At 70.2% G+C, this 21,629-nt stretch carries 17 protein-coding genes and 2 tRNA genes; 13 read left to right on the top strand and 6 right to left on the bottom strand.

Features of this window, described 5'->3' with window-relative positions; translation table 11 throughout:
- Positions 1–74: 74 nt before the first annotated feature.
- Entirely contained in the window at positions 75–488 is a 414-nt protein-coding gene (locus tag GA0115233_RS05840) for an SsgA family sporulation/cell division regulator (protein ID WP_093554221.1), read from the bottom strand.
- 191 nt (positions 489–679) lie between these two features.
- On the opposite strand from GA0115233_RS05840, the gene GA0115233_RS05835 reads away from it, so the two are divergent.
- From GA0115233_RS05835 to GA0115233_RS05805, 7 genes are all read left to right on the top strand, one after another.
- Positions 680–1,132 carry a TIGR02611 family protein gene (locus GA0115233_RS05835; RefSeq protein WP_093718996.1) on the top strand — a complete coding sequence of 151 codons (453 nt, stop codon included), beginning with the start codon at positions 680–682 and terminating at the stop codon, positions 1,130–1,132.
- A gap of 88 nt (positions 1,133–1,220) precedes the next feature.
- Positions 1,221–1,292: transfer RNA gene (locus tag GA0115233_RS05830), tRNA-Val, on the top strand.
- A gap of 340 nt (positions 1,293–1,632) precedes the next feature.
- Positions 1,633–2,919 carry an ABC transporter substrate-binding protein gene (locus GA0115233_RS05825; RefSeq protein WP_093718995.1) on the top strand — a complete coding sequence of 429 codons (1,287 nt, stop codon included), beginning with the start codon at positions 1,633–1,635 and terminating at the stop codon, positions 2,917–2,919.
- 14 nt (positions 2,920–2,933) lie between these two features.
- The gene (locus tag GA0115233_RS05820; RefSeq protein ID WP_093718994.1) at positions 2,934–3,890 is read left to right on the top strand and encodes a carbohydrate ABC transporter permease; all 957 of its coding nucleotides are present in this window, start codon (positions 2,934–2,936) and stop codon (positions 3,888–3,890) included.
- Positions 3,887–4,762 (top strand): carbohydrate ABC transporter permease, encoded by an 876-nt coding sequence (locus GA0115233_RS05815; RefSeq protein WP_093718993.1) that lies wholly within the window; start codon positions 3,887–3,889, stop codon positions 4,760–4,762. Before GA0115233_RS05820 ends, GA0115233_RS05815 begins: the two co-directional genes overlap by 4 nt.
- Before the next feature lie 2 nt (positions 4,763–4,764).
- On the top strand, positions 4,765–5,358 hold the full coding sequence (locus GA0115233_RS05810; RefSeq protein WP_093718992.1) for a hypothetical protein: 594 nt from the start codon (positions 4,765–4,767) through the stop codon (positions 5,356–5,358).
- A gap of 92 nt (positions 5,359–5,450) precedes the next feature.
- Positions 5,451–8,189, top strand: coding sequence for an exo-rhamnogalacturonan lyase family protein (locus tag GA0115233_RS05805; protein WP_093719011.1), 2,739 nt, complete (start codon positions 5,451–5,453; stop codon positions 8,187–8,189).
- Here GA0115233_RS05805 and GA0115233_RS05800 read toward each other — a convergent pair.
- Entirely contained in the window at positions 8,186–10,576 is a 2,391-nt protein-coding gene (locus GA0115233_RS05800) for an SCO7613 C-terminal domain-containing membrane protein (protein ID WP_093719010.1), read from the bottom strand. The genes GA0115233_RS05805 and GA0115233_RS05800 overlap by 4 nt on opposite strands.
- An 84-nt stretch (positions 10,577–10,660) precedes the next feature.
- On the opposite strand from GA0115233_RS05800, the gene GA0115233_RS05795 reads away from it, so the two are divergent.
- The gene (locus GA0115233_RS05795) at positions 10,661–11,107 is read left to right on the top strand and encodes an SRPBCC family protein (RefSeq protein ID WP_093718991.1); all 447 of its coding nucleotides are present in this window, start codon (positions 10,661–10,663) and stop codon (positions 11,105–11,107) included.
- Positions 11,108–11,146: 39 nt separating this feature from the next.
- Positions 11,147–11,218 (top strand) — tRNA-Val (locus tag GA0115233_RS05790).
- 52 nt (positions 11,219–11,270) lie between these two features.
- On the opposite strand, the gene GA0115233_RS05785 is transcribed toward GA0115233_RS05790, so the two are convergent.
- On the bottom strand, positions 11,271–12,008 hold the full coding sequence (locus tag GA0115233_RS05785; protein ID WP_093718990.1) for a 3'-5' exonuclease: 738 nt from the start codon (positions 12,006–12,008) through the stop codon (positions 11,271–11,273).
- Positions 12,009–12,176: 168 nt separating this feature from the next.
- Between GA0115233_RS05785 and GA0115233_RS05780 the strand changes: the two genes are divergently transcribed.
- The 3 genes from GA0115233_RS05780 to thrS all read left to right on the top strand — a co-directional run bounded on the left by GA0115233_RS05780 (position 12,177) and on the right by thrS (position 16,037).
- Positions 12,177–12,743, top strand: coding sequence for a DUF4365 domain-containing protein (locus GA0115233_RS05780; RefSeq protein ID WP_093718989.1), 567 nt, complete (start codon positions 12,177–12,179; stop codon positions 12,741–12,743).
- Positions 12,740–13,969 (top strand): hypothetical protein, encoded by a 1,230-nt coding sequence (locus tag GA0115233_RS05775; RefSeq protein WP_093718988.1) that lies wholly within the window; start codon positions 12,740–12,742, stop codon positions 13,967–13,969. The genes GA0115233_RS05780 and GA0115233_RS05775 overlap by 4 nt, the downstream gene beginning before the upstream one ends.
- 91 nt (positions 13,970–14,060) lie before the next feature.
- Positions 14,061–16,037, top strand: a complete 1,977-nt coding sequence (gene thrS / locus GA0115233_RS05770) for a threonine--tRNA ligase (protein WP_093718987.1) — start codon at positions 14,061–14,063, stop codon at positions 16,035–16,037.
- Positions 16,038–16,064: 27 nt separating this feature from the next.
- Here the strand turns inward: thrS and GA0115233_RS05765 are convergent, their stop codons facing one another.
- On the bottom strand, positions 16,065–16,724 hold the full coding sequence (locus GA0115233_RS05765) for a potassium channel family protein (RefSeq protein ID WP_093718986.1): 660 nt from the start codon (positions 16,722–16,724) through the stop codon (positions 16,065–16,067).
- Between the two features lie 78 nt (positions 16,725–16,802).
- Here GA0115233_RS05765 and GA0115233_RS05760 point away from each other — a divergent pair, with 78 nt between their 5' ends.
- Positions 16,803–17,351, top strand: a complete 549-nt coding sequence (locus tag GA0115233_RS05760; protein WP_093718985.1) for an HIT family protein — start codon at positions 16,803–16,805, stop codon at positions 17,349–17,351.
- A 64-nt stretch (positions 17,352–17,415) separates the two neighbouring features.
- Here GA0115233_RS05760 and GA0115233_RS05755 read toward each other — a convergent pair whose 3' ends face one another.
- Together GA0115233_RS05755 and GA0115233_RS05750 are read right to left on the bottom strand one after the other, a co-directional pair.
- Positions 17,416–19,071 (bottom strand): hypothetical protein, encoded by a 1,656-nt coding sequence (locus GA0115233_RS05755; protein ID WP_093718984.1) that lies wholly within the window; start codon positions 19,069–19,071, stop codon positions 17,416–17,418.
- Positions 19,072–19,279: 208 nt separating this feature from the next.
- Entirely contained in the window at positions 19,280–21,478 is a 2,199-nt protein-coding gene (locus GA0115233_RS05750) for an elongation factor G-like protein EF-G2 (protein ID WP_093718983.1), read from the bottom strand.
- Positions 21,479–21,629: the final 151 nt, after the last annotated feature.

Below are 21,629 nucleotides of genomic sequence, written 5' to 3'. Positions count from 1 at the left end.
GTATGCGATTGTTTGTCCTGGCCCGAGCCGTCACCCCGAGTCGACGGCGCCGGGCTGCTTCGTGGCGGCCCTCCTCAGCTCTCCGCCAGGATGTGCGACAGCTCCTGATCGAGATCGAAGTGCCGGTGCTCCGTGCCGGGCGGCACGGCGGCGTCCGTTCGCTTCAGGAAGGACTCCAGGGCGCGGGCGGGGGCCTCAAGAAGGGCCTCGCCCTCCGGGGAGCTCAGGGCGATGCACACGACGCCCTGGCCGTGACTGCGCGACGGCCAGACTCGGACGTCGCCGGTACCGGTGGGCCGGTGCAGGCCCTCTGCCAGGAGGTCGCGGGCGAACACCCACTCGACGGACTCCTCGGCTCCGGTGTGGAAGGTGGCGTGCACGGCGTAGGGGTCGGCCGTGTCGTACCGCAGGCCCGCGGGGACGGGCAGGGAGGACTCGCTCGACACAACGAGGCGCAGGTGCAGCTCGCAGCTGACCGTGGTGTTCATAAGCGCCAGGGCCTTTCGCTCAGTGTGCGCTCGGGGATTCGCACGTCGGCGAAATCGACATGCCACCTACGGTGCCGTTGTAAACCCCTCTGAGTGTTTTGCGTGTCTTTACGTAACTCTTCCGGTCGATGAACCGTTCGCGAGGTACGACCATTTCGGTGACCGGTTTCGCTCCGGTAGGGTTTGGCCGTATGAATACGGGGAGTAGCGAGCCTGGCGAGGTGGCCATGGCTTCCGACAGGACCGACGTGGGTGAGGCGAAGGAAGAGCGGGCGCTCGGCTCCAGAGCTCCGGAGTTCATCAAGGCGCGCCGTCTGCTCCACCTGAGCTGGCAGGTCGGGGTCTTCATCATCGGCCTGGCGGTCGTGGTGGTCGGCATCATCATGCTGCCGCTGCCGGGACCCGGCTGGGTGGTGATCTTCGGCGGTATGGCGATCTGGGCCACCGAGTTCGTCTGGGCACAGCTGGTACTGCGCTGGACCAAGCGCAAGGTCACGGAGGCCGCGCAACGCGCCCTCGACCCCAAGGTGCGCCGCCGCAACATCATCCTGACCTCGATCGGACTCGTGATCATCGGCGTGCTGGCCGGCATCTACCTGTGGAAGTTCGGGCTCGTCATGCCCTGGAAGATCAAGGACCAGTGATCCGTCAAGGGGGTGCGGGTGTCGGGCGGACGGTGTTCGCGCTGGTCACAAGCACCCCCTGACATGGGGTAATGTTCTTCCTGCGCCCGGGCGATTAGCTCAGTGGGAGAGCGCTTCGTTCACACCGAAGAGGTCACTGGTTCGAACCCAGTATCGCCCACCCGGAACCGCGGCCCGTCTGCCTCGCAGCAGACGGGCCGCGGTCGTTTTGTGTTGCCGCCGTCGTCTCGCGGCCCGGGACGACTTTCGGCCGGGGCCTGTCGCGTTCCGGGCCGCGCATCCTGTCCGACCGGTCGACCCGGCCGTACCCCACCTGCGAGAACGCGCCGCGGTGAGCCGACGTGAGCCGCCGAGCCCGGCCGCCGCGTCCGCGTACCTCGCAAGAAAATCCTGTCCGAATCATTGACGCACCCGAAGCCCCTCCGTAACTTGTGCCAGCAAGCGCTTACTTGAAACGATTCATGCAGGCGGCGATGACGCTGCGGGGAGGTGGCCCAACCATGGGAACCAGCAGGAATGTTGAGAGGCGAACGATCCTGAAGGTGGCCGGCGCTTCGGCGGCCACGCTCGGGCTGGGGGCGACCACCGCGTGCGGCGGTGACAGCGGATCGGGCGACGGTACGGTCACGCTCCGTTACGCCTGGTGGGGTGGCGAGCCGCGGACCATCGCCATCAAGAAGACGATCGATCTCTTCGAGAAGAAGTACCCGAAGATCAAGATCAAGCCGGAATTCACGGACTACGAGGCGTTCTGGGAGAAGTTCCAGACCCAGGCCTCCGGCGGAAATCCGCCGGACGTTTTCCAGAATGCCGTCGGCTTCCTGCGCAAGTACGACAAGCGCGGTGTTCTGATGGACCTCAAGCCCCAGGCGGACGCCGGGAATCTGAGCCTGGAGAACTTCCGCAACGGCGTTCTGGCGAACGGTCAGGTCGACGGCAAGCAGATCGCGATACCCGTCGGCGCCAACACCATGGCCCTCGTCATCGACCTCAAGGCCTTCAAGAAGGCAGGAGTGGAACCGGAGTTCGGCTGGACCTGGGACGAGTACTTCGAGGCGCTGCAGACCATCCAGGACAAGCTGAAGATCGCCGGTGACACCGGCTACTTCGCCATCATGTACCTCTACGACCTGTACCTGCGTCAGAACGGCAAGGCGTTCTTCACCGACTCCGATCTCGGCTTCACCGAGGACGATCTGACGCAGTGGTGGGAGGACGGCTACAAGCGGGTGCGCTCCGGACTGGTCGCCGACCCGAAGAAGGTCGAGCAGGTCAAGCCCAAGTCCGCGCTCTCCGCGGGCCTCGCCGCCTCCGAGTTCACCTGGGACAACTTCTCCATCCGCTACGAGGGCGAGGGCGAGTCCGACTACGGCCTCGCGCCGATTCCCACCACCGACGGCAAGGCCACCGGCCAGTATCTCGGCTCCCTGATGCTCAGCGCCTTCTCCGGCACCAAGCACCCCAAGGAGGTCGCGCAGTTCATCGACTTCATGGTCCACGACCCCGAGGTCGGCAAGATCATGGGCTACGACCGCGGCATCCTCGCCACCAGTGAGCAGTACGACGCCTTCACCCCCACCGACGACAACAACAAGGGCGTGAAGGCGTACGAGGAGGAGGTCGCCGAGGCCGGCGTGCTGGGCAAGATCACCCCGCACCCGTCCGGCGCCGATGTCGTCGAGTCGGCCTTCCTGCGGCTCGGCGGTGAGGTCGCCCAGGGCAAGACCAAGCCCGCCGACGCCGCCAAGGCGCTGTTCAGCGAGGCCAAGGCCGCGTTCGCGGGCTGAGGGGACGTACCACCATGACGCTCGTCAAGGAAGCGCCCGCGCGCCCGGCCCGGAAGCGGCCCGCCGCTCCCGCCGCCGGGCGGCGCGGGCGGCGCCGCGAGAACCTCGCCGGCTATCTCTTCATGTCGCCGTGGATCGCGGGGTTCCTGCTGCTCACGGCGGGGCCGATGATCGCGTCGCTGTACTACGCGTTCACCAGCTACAACCTGTTCACGCCGCCGAAGTGGGTGGGCCTGGACAACTTCACCACGATGTTCCAGGACCCGCGCTGGCAGAAGTCGGTCGAGGTCACCCTGAAGTACGTCGTCGTGGCCACACCGCTGAAGCTGCTGCTCGCCCTCGGCGTCGCGCTGCTGCTGGCGCAGAGCAGGCGCGGACAGGGCCTGTACCGGGCCGCGTTCTACATGCCCTCGCTCATCGGCGCCAGCGTCTCGGTGGGCTTCGTCTGGCGGGCGCTGTTCTCCGACGACGCGATCGTGGACCGTGGCCAGAAGGTCTTCGGCATCGACGTGGGCGGCTGGATCGGCAACCCGGACTACATCCTCTACGCGCTGGTCGCCCTGAGCATCTGGCAGTTCGGCGCGCCGATGGTGATCTTCCTCGCCGGGCTCAAGCAGGTCCCGCGCGAGCTGTACGAGGCCGCCGAGGTCGACGGCGCCGGACCCTTCCGGCGGTTCTGGAACATCACCCTGCCGATGATTTCCCCGGTGCTGTTCTTCAACGTGCTGCTGGAGTCCATCCACGCGTTCCAGGTGTTCGGCTCCGCCTACGTCGTCTCCGACACCCGGTGCGGTCCGGCCGACGCCACCCTCGTCTACACCTGCTACCTCTACCAGAAGGGCTTCAAGGAGGCCCAGATGGGCTTCGCCTCCGCGATGGCCTGGACGCTGGTGGTCGCGGTGGGCCTGGTCACGGCGGTGCTGTTCTGGTCGCAGAAGAAGTGGGTGCACTACGAGGAGGCCGCCAAGTGACCAGCGCAACCACCCCTGCCGTGCGCACCGCCAAGGAACGCAGGCGCCTGGGCTCCCTCGCCTGGCACGCGGGCGCCCTCGCCGTCCTCGCGGTCGTGCTGTACCCCGTGGTCTGGGTGATCGGCGCCTCCTTCAAGCCCAGCAAGGACATCATCGCCAGCCTCGACCTGCTGCCCACCGAGCCGGTCTGGTCCAACTTCTCCGGACTCGCCGACGGTATCTCCGGCATCTCCATCGGCAGCTTCTTCTGGAACTCGCTGATGTACGCGGTGCTGGCCGTCGTCGGCGTCGTCGTCTCCAGTTCGCTCACCGCGTACGCCTTCGCCAAGATCGGATTCGCCGGGCGGAACCTGCTGTTCACCCTGATGATCGGCACCCTGCTGCTGCCGTACCACGTGCTGCTCATCCCGCAGTACGTCCTCTTCCGGAACCTGGAGCTCACCGACACCCTGGTGCCGCTGGTCGCGGGCAAGTTCCTGGCCACGGAGGCGTTCTTCGTCTTCCTGATGGTGCAGTTCATGCGCGGGCTGCCGCGCGAGCTGGACGAGGCCGCCAAGCTCGACGGCTGCGGACACCTGCGCACCTACTGGTCGATCGTGCTGCCGCTGAGCCGGCCCGCGATCATCACCAGCGCGATCTTCACCTTCATCAACGCCTGGAACGACTTCATGGGGCCGCTGATCTACCTCAACACCCCCGAGAAGTACACCGTCTCGCTCGGCCTGATGATGTTCCGCGACCAGGAGGGCGTCTCCAACTACGGCAGCATGATCGCGATGTCGCTGGTGGCGCTGGTCCCGGTCATCGCCTTCTTCATGGCCTTCCAGCGCTATCTCATCGACGGCATGGCGACCTCCGGACTGAAGGGATGACCATGGCCGAGGCCCGCACCAAGGCCCGCAAGGAGTCCCTGTTCGGCGAGCGGTTCGAGGTCTTCGCCGAGTGCCTGCTCACCGGGGTGTGGATCGCCCTGGCCTCGCTCGGGGTCGTCACCTACCCGGCCGCCTTCGCGGCCGGGGCCCGGCACCTGCGCCGTCGTACCGCTCACGAGGGCGGCGGCCGGCGGGAGTTCACGGCCGACTTCCGGGCGGCGCTGCGCGGCGGCGGATGGGTGGTCGGGCTCGCGGGGTGGGCCACGGCGCTCGCCGTCTGGGTGGACGTCCAGGCCGCCCGGTCCGGGCTGCCCGGCGGGCCCTTCGCCGGGGCCGTCGGACTGTGCGCGCTCATCGCGCTCGCCGTGGCCCTGCTGCGGGCCGCGGCCGTGTGGGCGCCCGGGGCCTCCTGGCGGGCGCTGCTCGCCGCCGCCGTACGCCGGACCCTGCGCGATCCCGCCGGGTCCTTCCTGATCGTCGCCGGGCTGGCCGTCGTGGCCCTGTCCGCCTCCTTCGTCGCGCCGCTGGCGGTTCCCGTGCTGGGAGCCGTCGCGGCGGCGGCCGTCGCCGTGGAGGAGCGGTACCGGCACCGCTGACCGCGGCGGTGCCCCGCACCGGGCCGGCGCCCCGGGCGCCGCGCCTTCATCTGTCATGCCCCTGTCCATGTCACCGCACGGAAGGAATGGTCATGTCCCCCATCCCCCGCAGGTCCCTGCTCAAGGCGGCCGCCGTCGCCGGAGTCGCCGCGCAGTTCAGTTGGGCCCTGGGCGCCAAGGACGCGCAGGCCGCGCCGAGAGCCGCCGCGGGTGACCGCGACCCGGTGACCCTGGACTGGCTGGAGGACGGCGGCCTCGGCGCCGCGCCTGGCTCCACCCTCGGCGTGCCCTGGCCCAAGGGCGCCTTCCAGGAGGACCAGACGTTCGCGCTCACGGACGCGGACGGAAAGTCCGTGCCCGTCCAGACCTGGCCGATCGCCTACTGGCCGGACGGCTCCCTCAAGTGGACCGCGCACGCGGTGGGTTCGGGCGGCACGGGCAAACTCACCCTCGCCCCGGGCGAGGCAGCCGCCCCCGCCAAGAAGGTCACCGTCGACAAACGCGGCGGCACCATCGACGTATCCACCGGCGTCATCACCGCCCGGATCGGCAAGAACGGGGCCACCCTCGTCAAGTCCGTCACCCGCGGCGGCACCGAGATCGCCAGGAACGGGCGGCTCGTCCTGATCCGCCAGCCCGAGATCGAGGACGAGGACCAGGGCCAGGTCAAGACCGAACGATTCGACGGAGCCATCTCCAAGGTCGAGGTCGAGCAGGAGGGCCCGGTGCGCGCCGTCGTCCGCATCGACGGCAAGCACCGCAAGGGCAACCGCAGTTGGCTCCCCTTCTCCATCCGCCTCTACTTCTACGCCGGCGCCGACTCCTTCCGCATGGTGCACACCATCACCTACGACGGCACCCAGGAACCCGGCAAGGCGAGCGGCGACTTCATCCGCGGCCTCGGCGTCCGCTTCACCGTTCCCATGCGCGACGAGTCCTACGACCGGCACATCCGCATCGGCGGCGAGGGCACCGGCATGCTCCGCGAGGCCGTCAAGGGCATCACCGGACTGCGCCGCGACCCCGGAATCGCCGTGCAGGAAGCCCAGTTCGCGGGCGAGAAGCTCCCCGACCCGGCCACCTGGGACCAGCGCGTCACCACCCGCCTGCAGTACATCCCCGAATGGGGCGACTACACCCTCTCCCAGCTCTCCGCCGACGGCTTCACCCTGCGCAAGCGCACCAAGAAGGGCCATGGCTGGATCGGCGCGGGCGGCGGCCGCCGCGCCAACGGTTTCGGCTACGTCGGCGGCGTCAGCGGCGGACTCTCCTTCGGCCTGCGCGACTTCTGGGAGAAGTACCCCGCCCAGCTCGACATCCGCGACGCCCACACCGACGCCGCCGAGGTCACCCTCTGGCTCTGGTCGCCCGAGGCACAGCCCATGGACCTGCGCTTCTACCACGACGGCATGGGCCAGGACACCTTCCCCGAACAGCTCGAAGGCCTCAATATCACCTACGAGGACTACGAACCCGGATTCGGCACCCCCTACGGCATCGCCCGCACCTCCGAACTGCTCTTCTGGGCCAACGAGTCCACCCCCTCGGCCGACCGACTTGCCCAGCAGATCGAGGCCGTACGGGTCCTGCCGCAGCTCGCCGCCCCGCCCCAGCAGCTCATCAAGGCCGGCGTCTTCGGCCCCGGCCTCTACTCCGAGCCCGACCGCTCCACCCCCGCCAAGGCCAAGATCGAGGACCACCTCGACTTCCTCTTCACCTACTACAAGGACCAGGTGGAGATGCGCCGTTGGTACGGCTTCTGGGACTACGGCGACATCATGCACACCTACGACACCGTCCGGCACCAGTGGCGCTACGACGTAGGCGGCTACGCCTGGGACAACTCCGAACTCTCGCCCGACCTCTGGCTCTGGTACGCCTACCTGCGCTCCGGCCGCGCCGACATCTTCCGCTTCGCCGAGGCCATGACCCGGCACACCGGCGAGGTCGACGTCTACCACCTCGGCAAGTGGGCCGGCCTCGGCACCCGGCACGGCGTCCAGCACTACGCCGACAGCGCCAAACAGCAGCGCATCGCCAACACCACCTACCGCCGCTACTACTACTTCCTCACCGCCGACGAACGGGTCGGCGACCTCATGCACGCCAACGTCGACTCCGACGAGACCTTCCTCGTCCTCGACCCCATCCGCAAGATCCGCACCGAGCCCTACACCCCCGACCGGCACGCCCTGTCCATCGGCTTCGGCACCGACTGGTCCGGCCTGGTCTCCGCCTGGCTCACCGAGTGGGAACGCAAGGGCCCCAAGTGGGAGAAGGCCAAGGCGCGCGTACTGTCCACCATGGAGACCATCGCCGCCCAGCCCAACGGCTTCGTCCAGGGCAGCGGCCTCTACGACCTCGACACCGGCAGGTTCGCCGTCGCCGACGAACCCGTGGTCGGTGTCTCCCACCTCTCCGCCGTCTTCGGCCTCAACGAACTGTGCGCCGAACTCATCGACCTCGTCGACATGCCCGCCTTCAACGAGGCCTACTTCGACTACTGCCGCTACTTCAACGCCTCCAAGACCGAACAGGCCGCCCGCTACGGCTCCAACTTCGGCACCCTGCTCCTCTTCCAGGGCCACTCCCGCCTCGACGCCTACGCGGCCGTCAAGACGGGGGACGAGAAGCTGGCCAAGCGGGCCTGGGAGAAGTTCTACAACTCCGACGGCTACAAGGAGTCCGCGCCCTGGAGGACCGAGAAACTGAGCGGCCCGCTCACCCTGGTCCCCGGCAGCGAGGCCGCCTGGGTGTCCACCAACGACACCGCTCTGTACGGCCTCGCCGCCATTGAGAACCTGGCCCTGCTCGGGGACCGGATGCCCTAGCTCATCCTCCCCAGCGCGTCCCGCACTCGCCGGACGTCCCTGATCCGCTGCTCGTACGTCGCCCCCAGCGCGAGCAGCAGCAGGCCGGCGAGTGCGGGCAGCGCCCAGCGGGGGAGCGCGTCGGTCACCTGGACGATGTACGGCGCCAGTTCGTGCAGCGCGTCCAGCGCCAGCACCGCACCGCCCAGCAGCAGCGGCGCCTGGAGCTGGTGCCCGCCGCCCAGCAGGGTGATCGACAGGGCCGCCAGGCCCAGCAGCAGGGGGCGTGTCCAGTGCGGGTCGGCCCAGGCCGCGACCAGGCTCGGCAGCAGGGTCGTGGCCAGGCCGGGACCGTACGCGACCCAGGACGAGGTCTCCGGCACGCGCCGCCTGCGCAGGGCGCCCACCAGCAGCGCCGGAATCGACACCGGGAGCGTGTACGCCTCCGGCATGTCGACCTCCCAGGCCGCCAGGCGCACCCAGGTGGCCAGGACGAAGAGCACCGCGGACGCGTAGCCCACCGCACGCCGGTCCGGCCGGATCGCGGTACCCGCGGTGATCACCCCGCACAGGGCGAGCACCAGGGCGAGCATCGGCGGGTCCAGCACCGTCAGGCCGATCGCGAGCAGGGCCGCCGCCGCGCCGGTCACCTCGACCGGCAGCGCCGCCCGCGGCAGGCGCGCCGCGAGCAGGGCGGCGGCCACCGGCACCGTGAGGACCAACAGCGCCGTGTACTGCGGTTCCCAGCCGGCCGCGGCGCCGATCGCGCAGGTCAGCGCGGTGGCGTAGGCCAGGGCCGCGGGTGCGGCGAGGTGCGGCGCCCGCCACGCCGCTGCCGCGAACAGCAGCGTCAGCGCCGTGAGCACGGCGAGCGTGGCGGACCGCGAGGCCAGGGCGAGGAGCGCGACGTGGACGGAGGTCAGTGCGGCCAGGGCGGCGAGGACGAGGGGAGTCGGGACCGCAGGAACGGTTCCCTTGAAGAAGCTCGGCTCCTCCGCAGCGCTCCCGGACTCCTCAGCCGTACCGGGCACGACCAGCGCCCCCAGCACCGCCAGGACCGTCACCCCCAGCCCCGTCAACAGACCCACCACGTACGGCAGTTCCAGCACCGGCGGAACCATCAGCGCCGCCGCCCAGCCCAGGACCAGCGCCGCCGGCCTCGCCCAGGGGTGCCCGGCGAAGGCCAGCACCGCGGCCACCGCCGCCAGCACCAGCGGCGCCGTCTCCATGTGCGTCACCCACGGCAGCTCACCCGTCACCGCGGCCCGCATGTCCGACGGCACCCCCGACCACGGCGAGGCGACCTGGGCCAGCGCACCCGGCAGCACGACCGCGAGCAGCTGCGCCGCCCACACCACGGCCACCGCCTGCACCACACCCGAGGCCACCGCGAAGCCCTTGCGCACGCCCTCCGGCACACCCGGCACCCGCCACACCGCGAGCAGCGCCAGCCCGCAGACCAGATAGACCGGCACCGTCCACACCGTCGGCAGCAGCACCCGCGGCACACTGCCCAGCGCCGCCACCAGCAGTAGACCCGCGACGGGAACCGTCACGGCCGAGGCACGCCGGGCCGCCGCCAGCGCGATCGCCGAGGCCAGGACAAGGAGCGCCGCCGCACGGGCGGCGGCGCTCGGACCGGTGGCCGCCACGGACAGCGCACCGGCCGTCAGCACGCCCCCGGCACCCATGCCGCACGCACCGACCACAGCGGTCAGCAGCACAGGGCGACGGGCGGCCCGAAGCGCCACAGCCGTGGTGAACCCGGCCGTGGCCAGCAGCGCGGCGGCGAACCCGAACGCGTCCGCATCGGCCGCCAACGCCCACAACGGAAGCGGAAGTTGCGCCGCGGCCAGCGCGGACGGCAGCGGCAGCCGCAACTCGGCAGTGCCCGGCAGCAACCCGTACGCCGTCCACACGACCGCCAGCACCGCCGCCCCGGCTGCCGAGAAGCCGAGACCGTCCACGCCGCTCAGCGCCACCTCGTGCAGCGCGTACGCGTCCAGCACCGTCAGCACCAGACCGATCCCCGCCACCGCCTCCGCCGTCGAGCGCAGCCCGCGCGCCGTCAGCACCAGCGGCACCGCCAGCGCGGCCACCGTGATCAGGCCCAGCACCGCGGACCGGCCGACAATGCCCAGGTGGCCCCAGCCGACCAGGGTGAACGCCAGCGCGGCGACGGTCAGCAGGGTGCCGCCCAGGATCAGCAGCACGTTCTGCACCCGGGGCGGCGTGGCCTCGGGGCCGGACGGCGGCGGTACCGGCGCCTGCGCCTTCGAGCGGGCGGCATCCATTGTGGCGAGCAGCCACCCACGGCGGGCGAGCAACTGCGACCGCCGGGCGTCGAGTTGCCGCAGCTCCGTGTCGATGAGCCGCAACTCCTCGGCAGGAGAGGGGATGTGCGTCATGCCATGCAGTGTGGTCCGGGTCACGGCGCACGACATGAGTGCGCGTACTCAGTACGTACTCAGATCCACTGCCACACTCGGATCATGGACTGGTCCCATTACCGCTTCCGCAGCCTGTGGGCCCTGCCCGCACCGCCCGCCGCCGTCTACGCCGCACTGGAACGCGCCGAGGACTACCCCCGCTGGTGGCCCCAGGTGCGCGAGGTCGACCGCCTCGACGACACCAGCGGACGCATCCGCATCCGCTCCGCCCTCCCGTACGACCTGGTCTTCACCGCACGCGAGGTGCGGCGCGACCCGGACGCCGGGATCCTGGAGATCGCCATGACCGGTGACCTGGAGGGCTGGGCCCGCTGGACCCTCGCCCCGGCCGGAGCCGGCACCCTCGCCCGCTACGACCAGGTCGTCGACGTCCGCAACCCCCTCATGCGCCGCCTCGCCGTCCCCGGACGCCCCCTCTTCCGCGCCAACCACTGGCTGATGATGCGCGCCGGACGACGCGGACTGCGCGCACACCTCGAAGCGGTTTGAAGGAACGCCGCGAAGACCTGTATTGTTCAGTGCGTTCCCGGGCGATTAGCTCAGTGGGAGAGCGCTTCGTTCACACCGAAGAGGTCACTGGTTCGAACCCAGTATCGCCCACCGGGAAAGGCCGGTCCGCACCACGCGGACCGGCCTTTTTGCTGTCCGCGCCCTACGCCGCGACCTCCGGCCCCGCCGGAAGATCCGGCCGCAGCGGCCACGCCGGGTCCACCGCCTCCTCCGTACCGCTGCGCGCGAACCACGCCTGCAGACCCCGCGCCTGCGCCGCGTGCCAGACCGCCTGCAACGTGTGCAGCTCGGCCGGGGACAGCCGCTCCAGCCGCGCCGCGAACCGCCGCCCCACCGCCCGTACGACCTCCAGCGCCGCCAGCGCGTCCGCGCCCGCGTCGTGCGCGCCCTCCAGCGTGACGCCGTAGTGCTCGCACAGGTCCGTCAACGTGCGACGGCCCTTGCGGTAGCGGTCCAGATGCTTGTCCAGCACCCGCGGGTCCAGCACCAGCAACGGCGTTGACTCGAACCAGCGGTCCAGCGACGACGCCCGATGACGACGCAGCTCACGGTCGAACAGCGTCAGGTCGAACGGCGCGTTCATCACCACCAGCGGGCGCCCCGCCACCGCCTGTTCGGACAGCACCTCGGCTATCTCGTGCATCACCGGCGCAGGCCAGCGGCCATTGCGCTGCAGATGCTCATCCGTCAGTCCGTGCACCGCCGTCGCCGCCTCCGGCACCGGCACGCCCGGGTTCACCAGCCACCGGGTCACCCTCGGCCGGGTGCCCGGAGCGTCCTGAATCACCACGGCCGCCGAGACGATCCGGTCGTTCTCGACGTCGACACCCGTCGTCTCCGTGTCGAATGCCGCCAGCGGGCCCTCATACCAGCACGCCATATCCGCCCAACCCCTCGCTCACCCAAGGCAGCTGACGCCCCGTCTTCTGCCTGTTTGGTGATACCCGGGCTGTTTGCGCCGTACGCCGGAAGGACACAACAGGAATACGGGTCCCTGCAGTTCAGCGACCCGTCACGGGGATTCACTCGGCTGGGAAGGCTGTTGGCCATGGCGATAGCGCAGCCCGAGCGGGGCGGGCTGCTGCCCGAACGTGCGAGCCCCCACCGCGGCACGCTCGCCACCACCGCCTGCATGGAGACGCTGCAAGTCGGATACCTGCATGCCGTCGCGGCCGCCGCGGGCTGCTCACTGTCCCAGCCCTTCCCCGACAACGGCATCGACTGGCACGTCAGCCACAGCGCGCCCGGACACACCGTCGACGACGAAGTCACCATCAAGGTGCAGCTCAAGGCCACCTACCAGGTCCCGCCCAACCCACCGGGCCGGACCTTCTCCTTCACCCTCGACAACGACCACCTGCGCAAACTCGCCCGCACCCCGGTCTCCGTGCACAAGATCCTCGTCGTGATGCTCGTCCCGCGCTCCCAGGACGACTGGCTGCGCGCCAGCCACGACCGGCTCGACCTCAGGCACTGCTGCTACTGGGTCAATCTCGCCGGACACCCCATCACCGGCCGCACCCGGACCACCGTGCGCATCCCCACCTCACGCATCTTCGACGACCGCGCGCTGTGCGAGATCATGACGCGGGTCGGGACCGGAGGCAGACCATGACGCACCGCCCCGTCGGCGAGCCACTGCGCCCAGTCCGCCCGCACCCCGCCGACACCGGCGGCTGGCACCGGCCCCCCGAGCCCGACCAGGTCGACCCCGCCGTCCTCAGCGCCCTGCTCCACCGGCACGGCTGGCAGCGCCGCGGCGGCGCCACCGGACGCTACGGCCGCTGGACCCCGCCCGGCCCCGGCGGCGGCGGAACCAGCCTCCTCGTACCCGAGAGCCGCGCCTTCCCCGACAGCGACGACCTGCTCGGCGAGGCCCTCCTCGCCCTCGCCCGCAGCGGCACCCCCTCCGCCCGGGAGGTCCTGATCTGCCTGGCCGTTCCCAGCGACGAGATCCGCTGGTGGCGCGACGTACCCACCGGCCCCGCCGGAACCACCGGCTGGACCGCCGACGAGCACCTGCGCTCCGCCGCCCGCCAGACCCTCCTCGCCGCCGCACTCGCCACCCGCGCCCGCGCCGGCTACTACGGCGCCCGCCACAGCCGCCCCGCCACCGCCCTGCTGGACACCGTCCAGGTCGGCACCCCGGTCGCCGGCCGACGGCTCACCGCCTTCGTGCCCGTCCGCACCGGCCGCCCCCTCGCCGTCCGACTCCACCAGGCCCTCTACGCCGCCCGCGAGGCCATCGACTACCGGCGCGCCACCGGCGCCATGGACGCCTTCGACGGCGCCGTCGCGGCAGGCGTCAGCCGAGAACTCACCGAGGCCCTCATCGCCCTCGTCCGCGGCACCGAGGGCGCCCGCGTCGCCGTCGCCTGGGCACCCGCCGCCGGAGTCCCCGAGGGCTGCGCCGCCACCGCCGAGGCCGTCGAGTTCTCACCCGGCGACCTCCCCGCCCTGCGCGAGGCGGGCGCCCGCTATCTGCGCGAGGAACCCTCCGTCCCGGTCCGGATCACCGGCGCCGTGGTCCGCATGCGCCGCTCCGGCCCGCGCGGGGAGGGCACGGTACGCCTGCGCGTGCTGGCCGGCGCCGAGATCCCGCACGTCCGGCTCACCCTCGACGAGGAGTCCTACCGCATCGCGGGCCACGCCCACCTGGTCGGACTGCCGGTCCGGGTGGACGGACGGCTGGAGAGCCGGGGCGGATTCCGCAGGCTCACCGAGGTCACCGGCGTCGCCCCCGTCCAGGTCGACGAGGCCGAACGGGACCGTCTGATGAAGTCCATCCAGGAGACCGCCGAGACGATGGCCTTCTTCGAGGAGGCCTGCGGAGGGGAATGATTTCGCCCTCGGTGGGTGCGGGTCGGTACGATCGCGTAATGCGTGCGCTGTCGGAATGGCGCCGCACCCCACCTTCAGTCAGGAGAGACCGGTGTCAGACGTCCGTGTGATCATCCAACGCGATTCCGAGCGGGAAGAGCGCGTGGTGACGACGGGCACTACGGCCGCCGACCTCTTCGCCGGCGAGCGCTCGATCATCGCCGCCCGCGTGGACGGCGAGCTGAAGGACCTCACCTACGCCCCGGCCGACGGCGAGACCGTCGAGGGCGTGGAGATCTCCTCCGAGGACGGCCTGAACATCCTGCGCCACTCCACCGCGCACGTCATGGCGCAGGCCGTGCAGGAGCTCTTCCCCGAGGCCAAGCTGGGCATCGGCCCGCCGGTCAAGGACGGCTTCTACTACGACTTCGACGTCGAGAAGCCGTTCACGCCCGAGGATCTCAAGGCCATCGAGAAGAAGATGCAGGAGATCCAGAAGCGCGGGCAGAAGTTCGCCCGCCGTGTGGTCACCGACGAGGCCGCCCGCGAGGAGCTGGCCGACGAGCCGTACAAGCTGGAGCTGATCGGCCTCAAGGGCTCCGCCTCCAGCGACGACGGCGCGGACGTCGAGGTCGGCGCCGGTGAGCTGACCATCTACGACAACCTGGACGCCAAGACCGGCGAGCTGTGCTGGAAGGACCTCTGCCGCGGTCCCCACCTGCCCTCGACCCGCCTCATCCCGGCGTTCAAGCTGATGCGCAACGCCGCCGCGTACTGGCGCGGCAGCGAGAAGAACCCGATGCTCCAGCGCATCTACGGCACCGCCTGGCCGTCCAAGGACGAGCTGAAGGCGTACCTGGACTTCCTCGCCGAGGCCGAGAAGCGCGACCACCGCAAGCTGGGCAACGAGCTGGACCTGTTCTCCATCCCGGAGCAGATCGGCTCCGGCCTCGCGGTCTTCCACCCCAAGGGCGGCATCGTCCGCCGCGTGATGGAGGACTACTCGCGCCACCGCCACGAGGAGGAGGGCTACGAGTTCGTCTACACCCCGCACGCGACCAAGGGGAAGCTGTTCGAGACCTCCGGGCACCTCGACTGGTACGCCGAGGGCATGTACCCGCCCATGCAGCTCGACGAGGGCGTGGACTACTACCTCAAGCCCATGAACTGCCCGATGCACAACCTGATCTTCGACGCGCGCGGGCGGTCCTACCGTGAGCTTCCGCTGCGCCTGTTCGAGTTCGGGACGGTGTACCGGTACGAGAAGTCGGGCGTGGTGCACGGCCTGACCCGTGCGCGGGGCTTCACGCAGGACGACGCGCACATCTACTGCACCCGTGAGCAGATGTCGGACGAGCTCGACAAGACGCTCACCTTCGTGCTGGGGCTGCTGCGGGACTACGGCCTGGAGGACTTCTACCTGGAGCTGTCCACCAAGGACCCGGAGAAGTTCGTCGGCTCCGACGAGGTCTGGGAGGAGGCGACCGAAACCCTGCGTCAGGTCGCCGAGAAGCAGGGCCTGCCCCTGGTCCCGGACCCGGGCGGCGCGGCCTTCTACGGTCCGAAGATCTCCGTGCAGGCCCGTGACGCCATCGGCCGCACCTGGCAGATGTCGACCATCCAGCTCGACTTCAACCTGCCGGAGCGCTTCGACCTGGAGTACACGGCCGCGGACGGCTCCAAGCAGCGTCCGGTCATGATCCACCGCGCGCTGTTCGGCTCCATCGAGCGGTTCTTCGCCGTCCTGCTGGAGCACTACGCGGGCGCCTTCCCGGCGTGGCTGGCGCCGGTGCAGGCGATCGGCATCCCGATCGGTGACGCACACGTGGACTACCTGCAGAAGTTCGCCGCCGCGGGCCGGAAGAAGGGTCTGCGCATCGAGGTGGACTCGTCCTCCGACCGCATGCAGAAGAAGATCCGGAACGCCCAGAAGCAGAAGGTCCCGTTCATGATCATCGCGGGCGACGAGGACATGGCGAACAACGCCGTCTCCTTCCGCTACCGCGACGGCTCGCAGGAGAACGGCATCCCCTTCGACGAGGCCATCGCGAAGATCGCGCAGGTCGTCGAGGAGCGGACGCAGGTCTGACCCGGCTGTGAGAGGCCCCCGGGGAGTTCACCTCCCCGGGGGCCTCTCGTCGTCCTCGCGGGAGAAGACCTGGATCAGCCAGGACGAGAAGGAGCCGGTCACCGCGCCGAGGAGGGCCAGGCCGCAGGCCATGACGCCGACCGCGATGGTGCGGCCCATCGCCGTGACGGGCGTGATGTCGCCGTATCCGACGGTGGCGAGCGTGGCGCAGGTCCACCACACGGCGTCGCCGAATGTCCGCATGGTCGCACCGGGGGCGTCGTACTCGAAGGAGTAGACGGCGAGGGCGCCGGTGAAGCCGAGCAGGGTGGTGGAGAGACCGGCGTAGACGATGACCCGTCCGTAGATGGGGAGCCGGGGCTCCCCGTGGTGGCGCCGTCTGGTCTCGTAGATGTTGACGACGCGCAACGGCCGCAGGAGCGGGAGCAGCAGGACGACGGTGTCGAGCAGGTGGGTGCGGACGAAGCGCAGGAGCCTTTTGCCGCTCAGTCGCCAGCGGACCGCGTAGTCGGCGGCGAACACCGACCAGGCCATGAGGGTCAGGACGAGGCAGAACGCGCGCCACCCGTCGCTCAGGCCGTGGACGAGGACGCGGACCGCGTAGGCACAGAGGTAGGCGGCGGAGGCCAGGGCGAGGGGTACCTCGGACTGGCGTTCCCAGCGGGCCTTGCGGCTGTCGTCCTCCACTTGCCCAGCTTGTCCCGGGGCGGCCCGAGCCGCGCCCCGGCGGCACCCCGTGGAGGGACGACGCCATATGCTGCACGCATGACGAGTGAGCCGGAGCAGCAGTGGGGAGTGGGGATCCAGGACGCGTTCCAGCGCCTGTGGACGCCCCATCGGATGGCGTACATCCAGGGTGAGAACAAGCCGACCGGTCCCGGAGCCGACGACGGCTGTCCCTTCTGCTCGATCCCGGCCAAGTCCGACGAGGACGGGCTGGTCGTCAAGCGCGGCGAACAGGTGTACGCGGTGCTGAACCTGTACCCGTACAACGGTGGCCACCTCATGGTGGTGCCCTACCGTCATGTCGCCGACTACACGGATCTGACCGAGCCGGAGACGGTCGAACTGGCGGCGCTGACGAAGCAGGCGATGACGGCGCTGCGCGCGGCGTCGGGGGCGCACGGGTTCAACATCGGGATGAACCAGGGCACGGTGGCCGGTGCGGGTATCGCGGCCCATCTGCACCAGCACATCGTGCCGCGGTGGGGCGGCGACACGAACTTCATGCCGGTGGTGGGGCACACGCGGGTGCTGCCGCAGTTGCTGGCGGACACCCGTAAGATGCTGGCGGAGGTCTGGCCGACGGCCTGAGACGTACGCCGCGGCCGTACTCCTGGGGTTTCCGGGGGTACGGCCGCGGTTGTGTTGTCGGGGGTCAGGCGTCGTACACGTCGGCCTTCTTGGGTGACGGGTCCTGGACGGCTCCGCTGAGGAAGGCGGAGCGGGCGCCGAACTTCTCGGTGTCCACGCCGTTCTCCTCCAGCACCTTGATCGCGGCGGCGTGCACCACGCGCAGGACGGGGGTGGCGGCGCGCAGGGCGTCGTCGGCCATGAAGCGGTGCCGCCAGGGCTTGTCGGCCCAGGCGTGGCGGAGTCCGAAGGGCTCGGGGAGGGTGAGGGAGCCGCCGAGCCAGGTGAGCAGTGGCGGGTACCAGCTGATGGGCGCGCGGGCGGCGAGCCGGACGACTTCGTCGGCGGTGACCAGCGGCAGCTTGATCGTGCGGGTCTCCCAGGGCTTGAGGGACTTCTGGACGGACTTGGTGGGGGCCTCGGACTTGGTGGTGAACAGGGAGTGCACCGGGCCGAGCGCGTGTCCGGTGACCTCGATGCGCAGGGTCTCGTGGAGCACGGTGACGGTGATCAGCATGGTGATGACGAGCTGGCCGTCCCACAGGGTCCACTGGACGCCCAGGTAGTGGCGGTCTCCGGCGCCGAACTGCTGCTTGTTGCAGATCTCCTGTATGGCGTGCGGTTTGACCTGGTAGGCCTCCACGTCGGTGCCGCCCGGCCGGGAGACCGAGCCGGCGTTCTCGCCGATCGGGGTGACGATCCAGTGCCGTATCGACGGGGTGGGGAAGCCTCCGGTGTTGAGCGGGCCGCGGGTGAGCATCTTGAGCTGGTCGTGAATGGACCTGATGACGTCCCAGCTGCGGAAGGGGTGGATCTCGCGGCTCGGGTCGGCCGGGACGAGGTCCTCGGCGAGCTGCCAGGCGCCCCAGCGGGTGCCCATGCCGAGGATGCCCTTGGGTCCGGCGTAGAAGACGGAGTTGGACTGCTGTTCGGCGCTGAGTTTGGCGAGGGACTGGCGCAGCTGCTCGGCGGCGGTCTCGTTGGGGCTGGACGGCACGGCCTCGGGGACCTTGGCGCCGACGCTGCTGCCGGACAGCAGGCTGTCCCAGCGGGCGCGCAGGTCCTTGGCGGTGCGTTCGCAGATCTGCTTGGCGAGGTACCAGCCGACGACGGGCATGACGACGGCGGCGCGCGCGTACCAGCCCCAGAAGCCGGTGAACGGCATGCGGATCACGAAGATCACGGCGAGGGCGCCGACCGCGACGAGGAGGGCGGTGGCGAGGGTGCCGGCGCGTTTGTCGTCGCGCTTGGCCATGGTGCTGCGCAGTTGGAAGACGAGCAGCCAGGCGAGCAGGCCGGGCAGGAAGATGACGCCGCACAGGACCATGACGAGGGTCAGGCGGTTGTCGCGTTCCCGGCGGATGTTGTTGGCCGCGAGGCAGTGCTCGACGACGACGGAGGGTTCGGCGCCGAAGGACTGGATGAGGGCGGCGCGGCCGGGGCCGATCATGCGGTTGATGATCGCGCGGGAGAACGCCTCGCCCAGGTTCGGTTTGAAGAGTTTGAGTTTGCCCTCGTTGACCTTCGACTGGTGCCATTCGCTGTTGGCGTCGAGGATCTTCTCGACGTCGCTGTCCCGGTAGGCCGCCGACGCCAGTGCGAACGTCGCGGTGTGTCCTTCGTCCCCGGTGCGCGGCACCTGGGGACCGAAGATGTCCCCGTAACCGCTGTCAACGGTCATTCCCGCCCCCCTCGCCGCTCACTGTCGTTCTGCGGCCTTCCCGACTTCCTTGCCCGGCACACCTGTTGATCAGGTCATCAGCGTATCCGCAGCCACCGACGTTCGTCGGCGGACGGCCGAAGCCGCCCGCCGACGCGGAGGGGAGCGTTCCACAAAGGCCTTTCGGGTGGGGCGCGTTCGGCCCCACCCAGGGTGTGCCCGGCGCCAACTACGCGGAATCCCGCGTCTCTTCACGGATCCGGTCGGCGACCTGCTGCGGCATCGGCTCGTGCCGCGCGTAGGTGCGGCTGAACCGTGCGGTGCCGTGCGACAGGGAGCGCAGGTCGACCGCGTACCGGCCGATCTCGATCTCCGGTACCTCGGCGCGGATCAACGTGCGTCCGCCGGGGGTCTGTTCGGTGCCGAGCACGCGGCCCCGGCGTCCGGACAGGTCGCTCATGACGGCGCCCACGTACTCGTCGCCGACCAGTACGGTCACCTCGGCCACCGGCTCCAGCAGGTGGATCCTGGCGTCGGCGGCGGCCTCCCGCAGGGCCAGGGCGCCCGCGGTCTGGAAGGCGGCGTCGGAGGAGTCCACCGAGTGTGCCTTGCCGTCGAGGAGGGTGACCCGGACGTCGATGAGCGGGTGTCCGGCGGCGACTCCCTTGGCCGCCTGGGCGCGTACGCCCTTCTCCACCGAGGGGATGAACTGGCGGGGCACCGCGCCGCCGACCACCTTGTCCACGAACTCGATGCCCGAGCCTCCGGGCAGCGGCTCGACCTCGATCTCGCAGATGGCGTACTGCCCGTGCCCGCCGGACTGCTTCACATGGCGTCCGCGCCCGGCGGACTTGTCGGCGAAGGTCTCGCGCAGGGCGACCCGGTGCGGTACGACGTCGACCTGGACGCCGTAGCGGCTGCGCAGCCGTTCCAGGGCGACGTCGGCGTGGGCCTCGCCCAGGCACCACAGGACGACCTGGTGGGTGTCCTGGTTCTGTTCCAGGCGCATGGTGGGGTCCTCGGCGACCAGCCGGGACAGGCCCTGGGAGAGCTTGTCCTCGTCGGCCTTGCTGTGCGCCTGGATGGCCAGCGGCAGCAGCGGGTCGGGCATCTCCCACGGTTCCATCAGCAGTGGGTTGTCCTTGGCGGAGAGCGTGTCGCCGGTCTCGGCGCGGCCGAGCTTGGCCACGCAGGCCATGTCCCCGGCGATGCAGTGGCTCAGGGTGCGCTGCTGCTTGCCGAAGGGCCTGGACAGCGCGCCGATGCGTTCGTCGACGTCGTGGTCCTCGTGGCCGCGGTCGGCGAGGCCGTGTCCGGAGACGTGGACGGTCTCGTCGGGGCGCAGGGTGCCGGAGAAGACGCGTACCAGCGAGATCCGGCCGACGTAGGGGTCGGAGGCGGTTTTCACGACCTCGGCGACCAGGGGGCCGTCGGGGTCGCAGGCCTTCAGTTCGCGGGGTTTGCCGTCGATCGTGGTGACGCGGGGCGCCTCGCGCTCCAGGGGGGTCGGGAAGCCGCCGGTGATGAGCTCCAGGAGTTCGACGGTGCCGAGGCCCTGGCGGGCGCCCTCGGCCGCGGGGGCGGCGGCGATGACGGGGTAGAAGACGCCGCGTGCGACGGCGCGTTCCAGGTCCTCGATCAGGGTCTTGATGTCGATCTTCTCGCCGCCGAGGTAGCGGTCCATGAGGGTCTCGTCCTCGCTCTCGGAGATGATCCCCTCGATGAGCCGGTTGCGGGCCTCCTCGATCTGCGGCAGCTGGTCCTCGCCCGGTTCGGACTCCTTGCGCTCGCCGGAGGAGTAGTCGAACAGCTTCTGCGTCAGCAGGCCGATCAGTCCGGTCACGGGCGCGTGCCCGTCCGGTGCCTGCGGGCCGTGCAGGGGCAGGTAGAGCGGGAGCACGGCGTCGGGGTCGTCGGCGCCGAAGGCCTCGGCGCAGATCCGGGTCATCTCCTCGTAGTCCGCGCGGGCGGACTCCAGGTGGGTGACCACGATGGCGCGCGGCATGCCGACGGCCGCGCACTCCTCCCACACCATGCGGGTCGAGCCGTCCACGCCGTCGGAGGCGGAGACAACGAAAAGGGCCGCGTCCGCCGCTCGCAGACCGGCCCTGAGTTCCCCGACGAAGTCGGCGTATCCGGGGGTGTCCAGAAGGTTGATCTTGATGCCGTCCCATTCGACGGGCACCAGGGAGAGCTGTACCGAGCGTTGCTGCCGGTGTTCGATGTCGTCGTAGTCGGAGACGGTGGTGCCGTCCTCCACGCGTCCCGCCCGGTTCACCGCCTGTGCGGTGAGGGCGAGAGCCTCCACCAATGTCGTCTTGCCCGATCCGGAGTGGCCGACCAGCACCACATTCCGTACGGACGCGGGGTGGTCGGCCGCCGTAGCCCTGCCGGCGGCTCCGGGGTGTGCGTTCGCCTTGTCGCCCATGGTCCTGCCTCCCGTGCACGGTGAGGTCACTGTGGGCGCGGACATGCGGACCCGCGTGCGGTGGCGGCTCCGGTGACGCCCGCGGTTCTTCGAGCTTTCCACTCCGGTCGGGGCGCGTCCATACGACGGACGTGATCGCGCCCGCCGCCCG

Origin of the sequence: Streptomyces sp. DI166 (genome assembly GCF_900091315.1) — a bacterium.
GTDB classification, from domain to species: domain Bacteria; phylum Actinomycetota; class Actinomycetes; order Streptomycetales; family Streptomycetaceae; genus Streptomyces; species Streptomyces fuscus.
The sequence above is the reverse complement of the archived record's forward strand: the minus strand, read 5'-3'. Positions and strand labels throughout refer to the sequence as shown.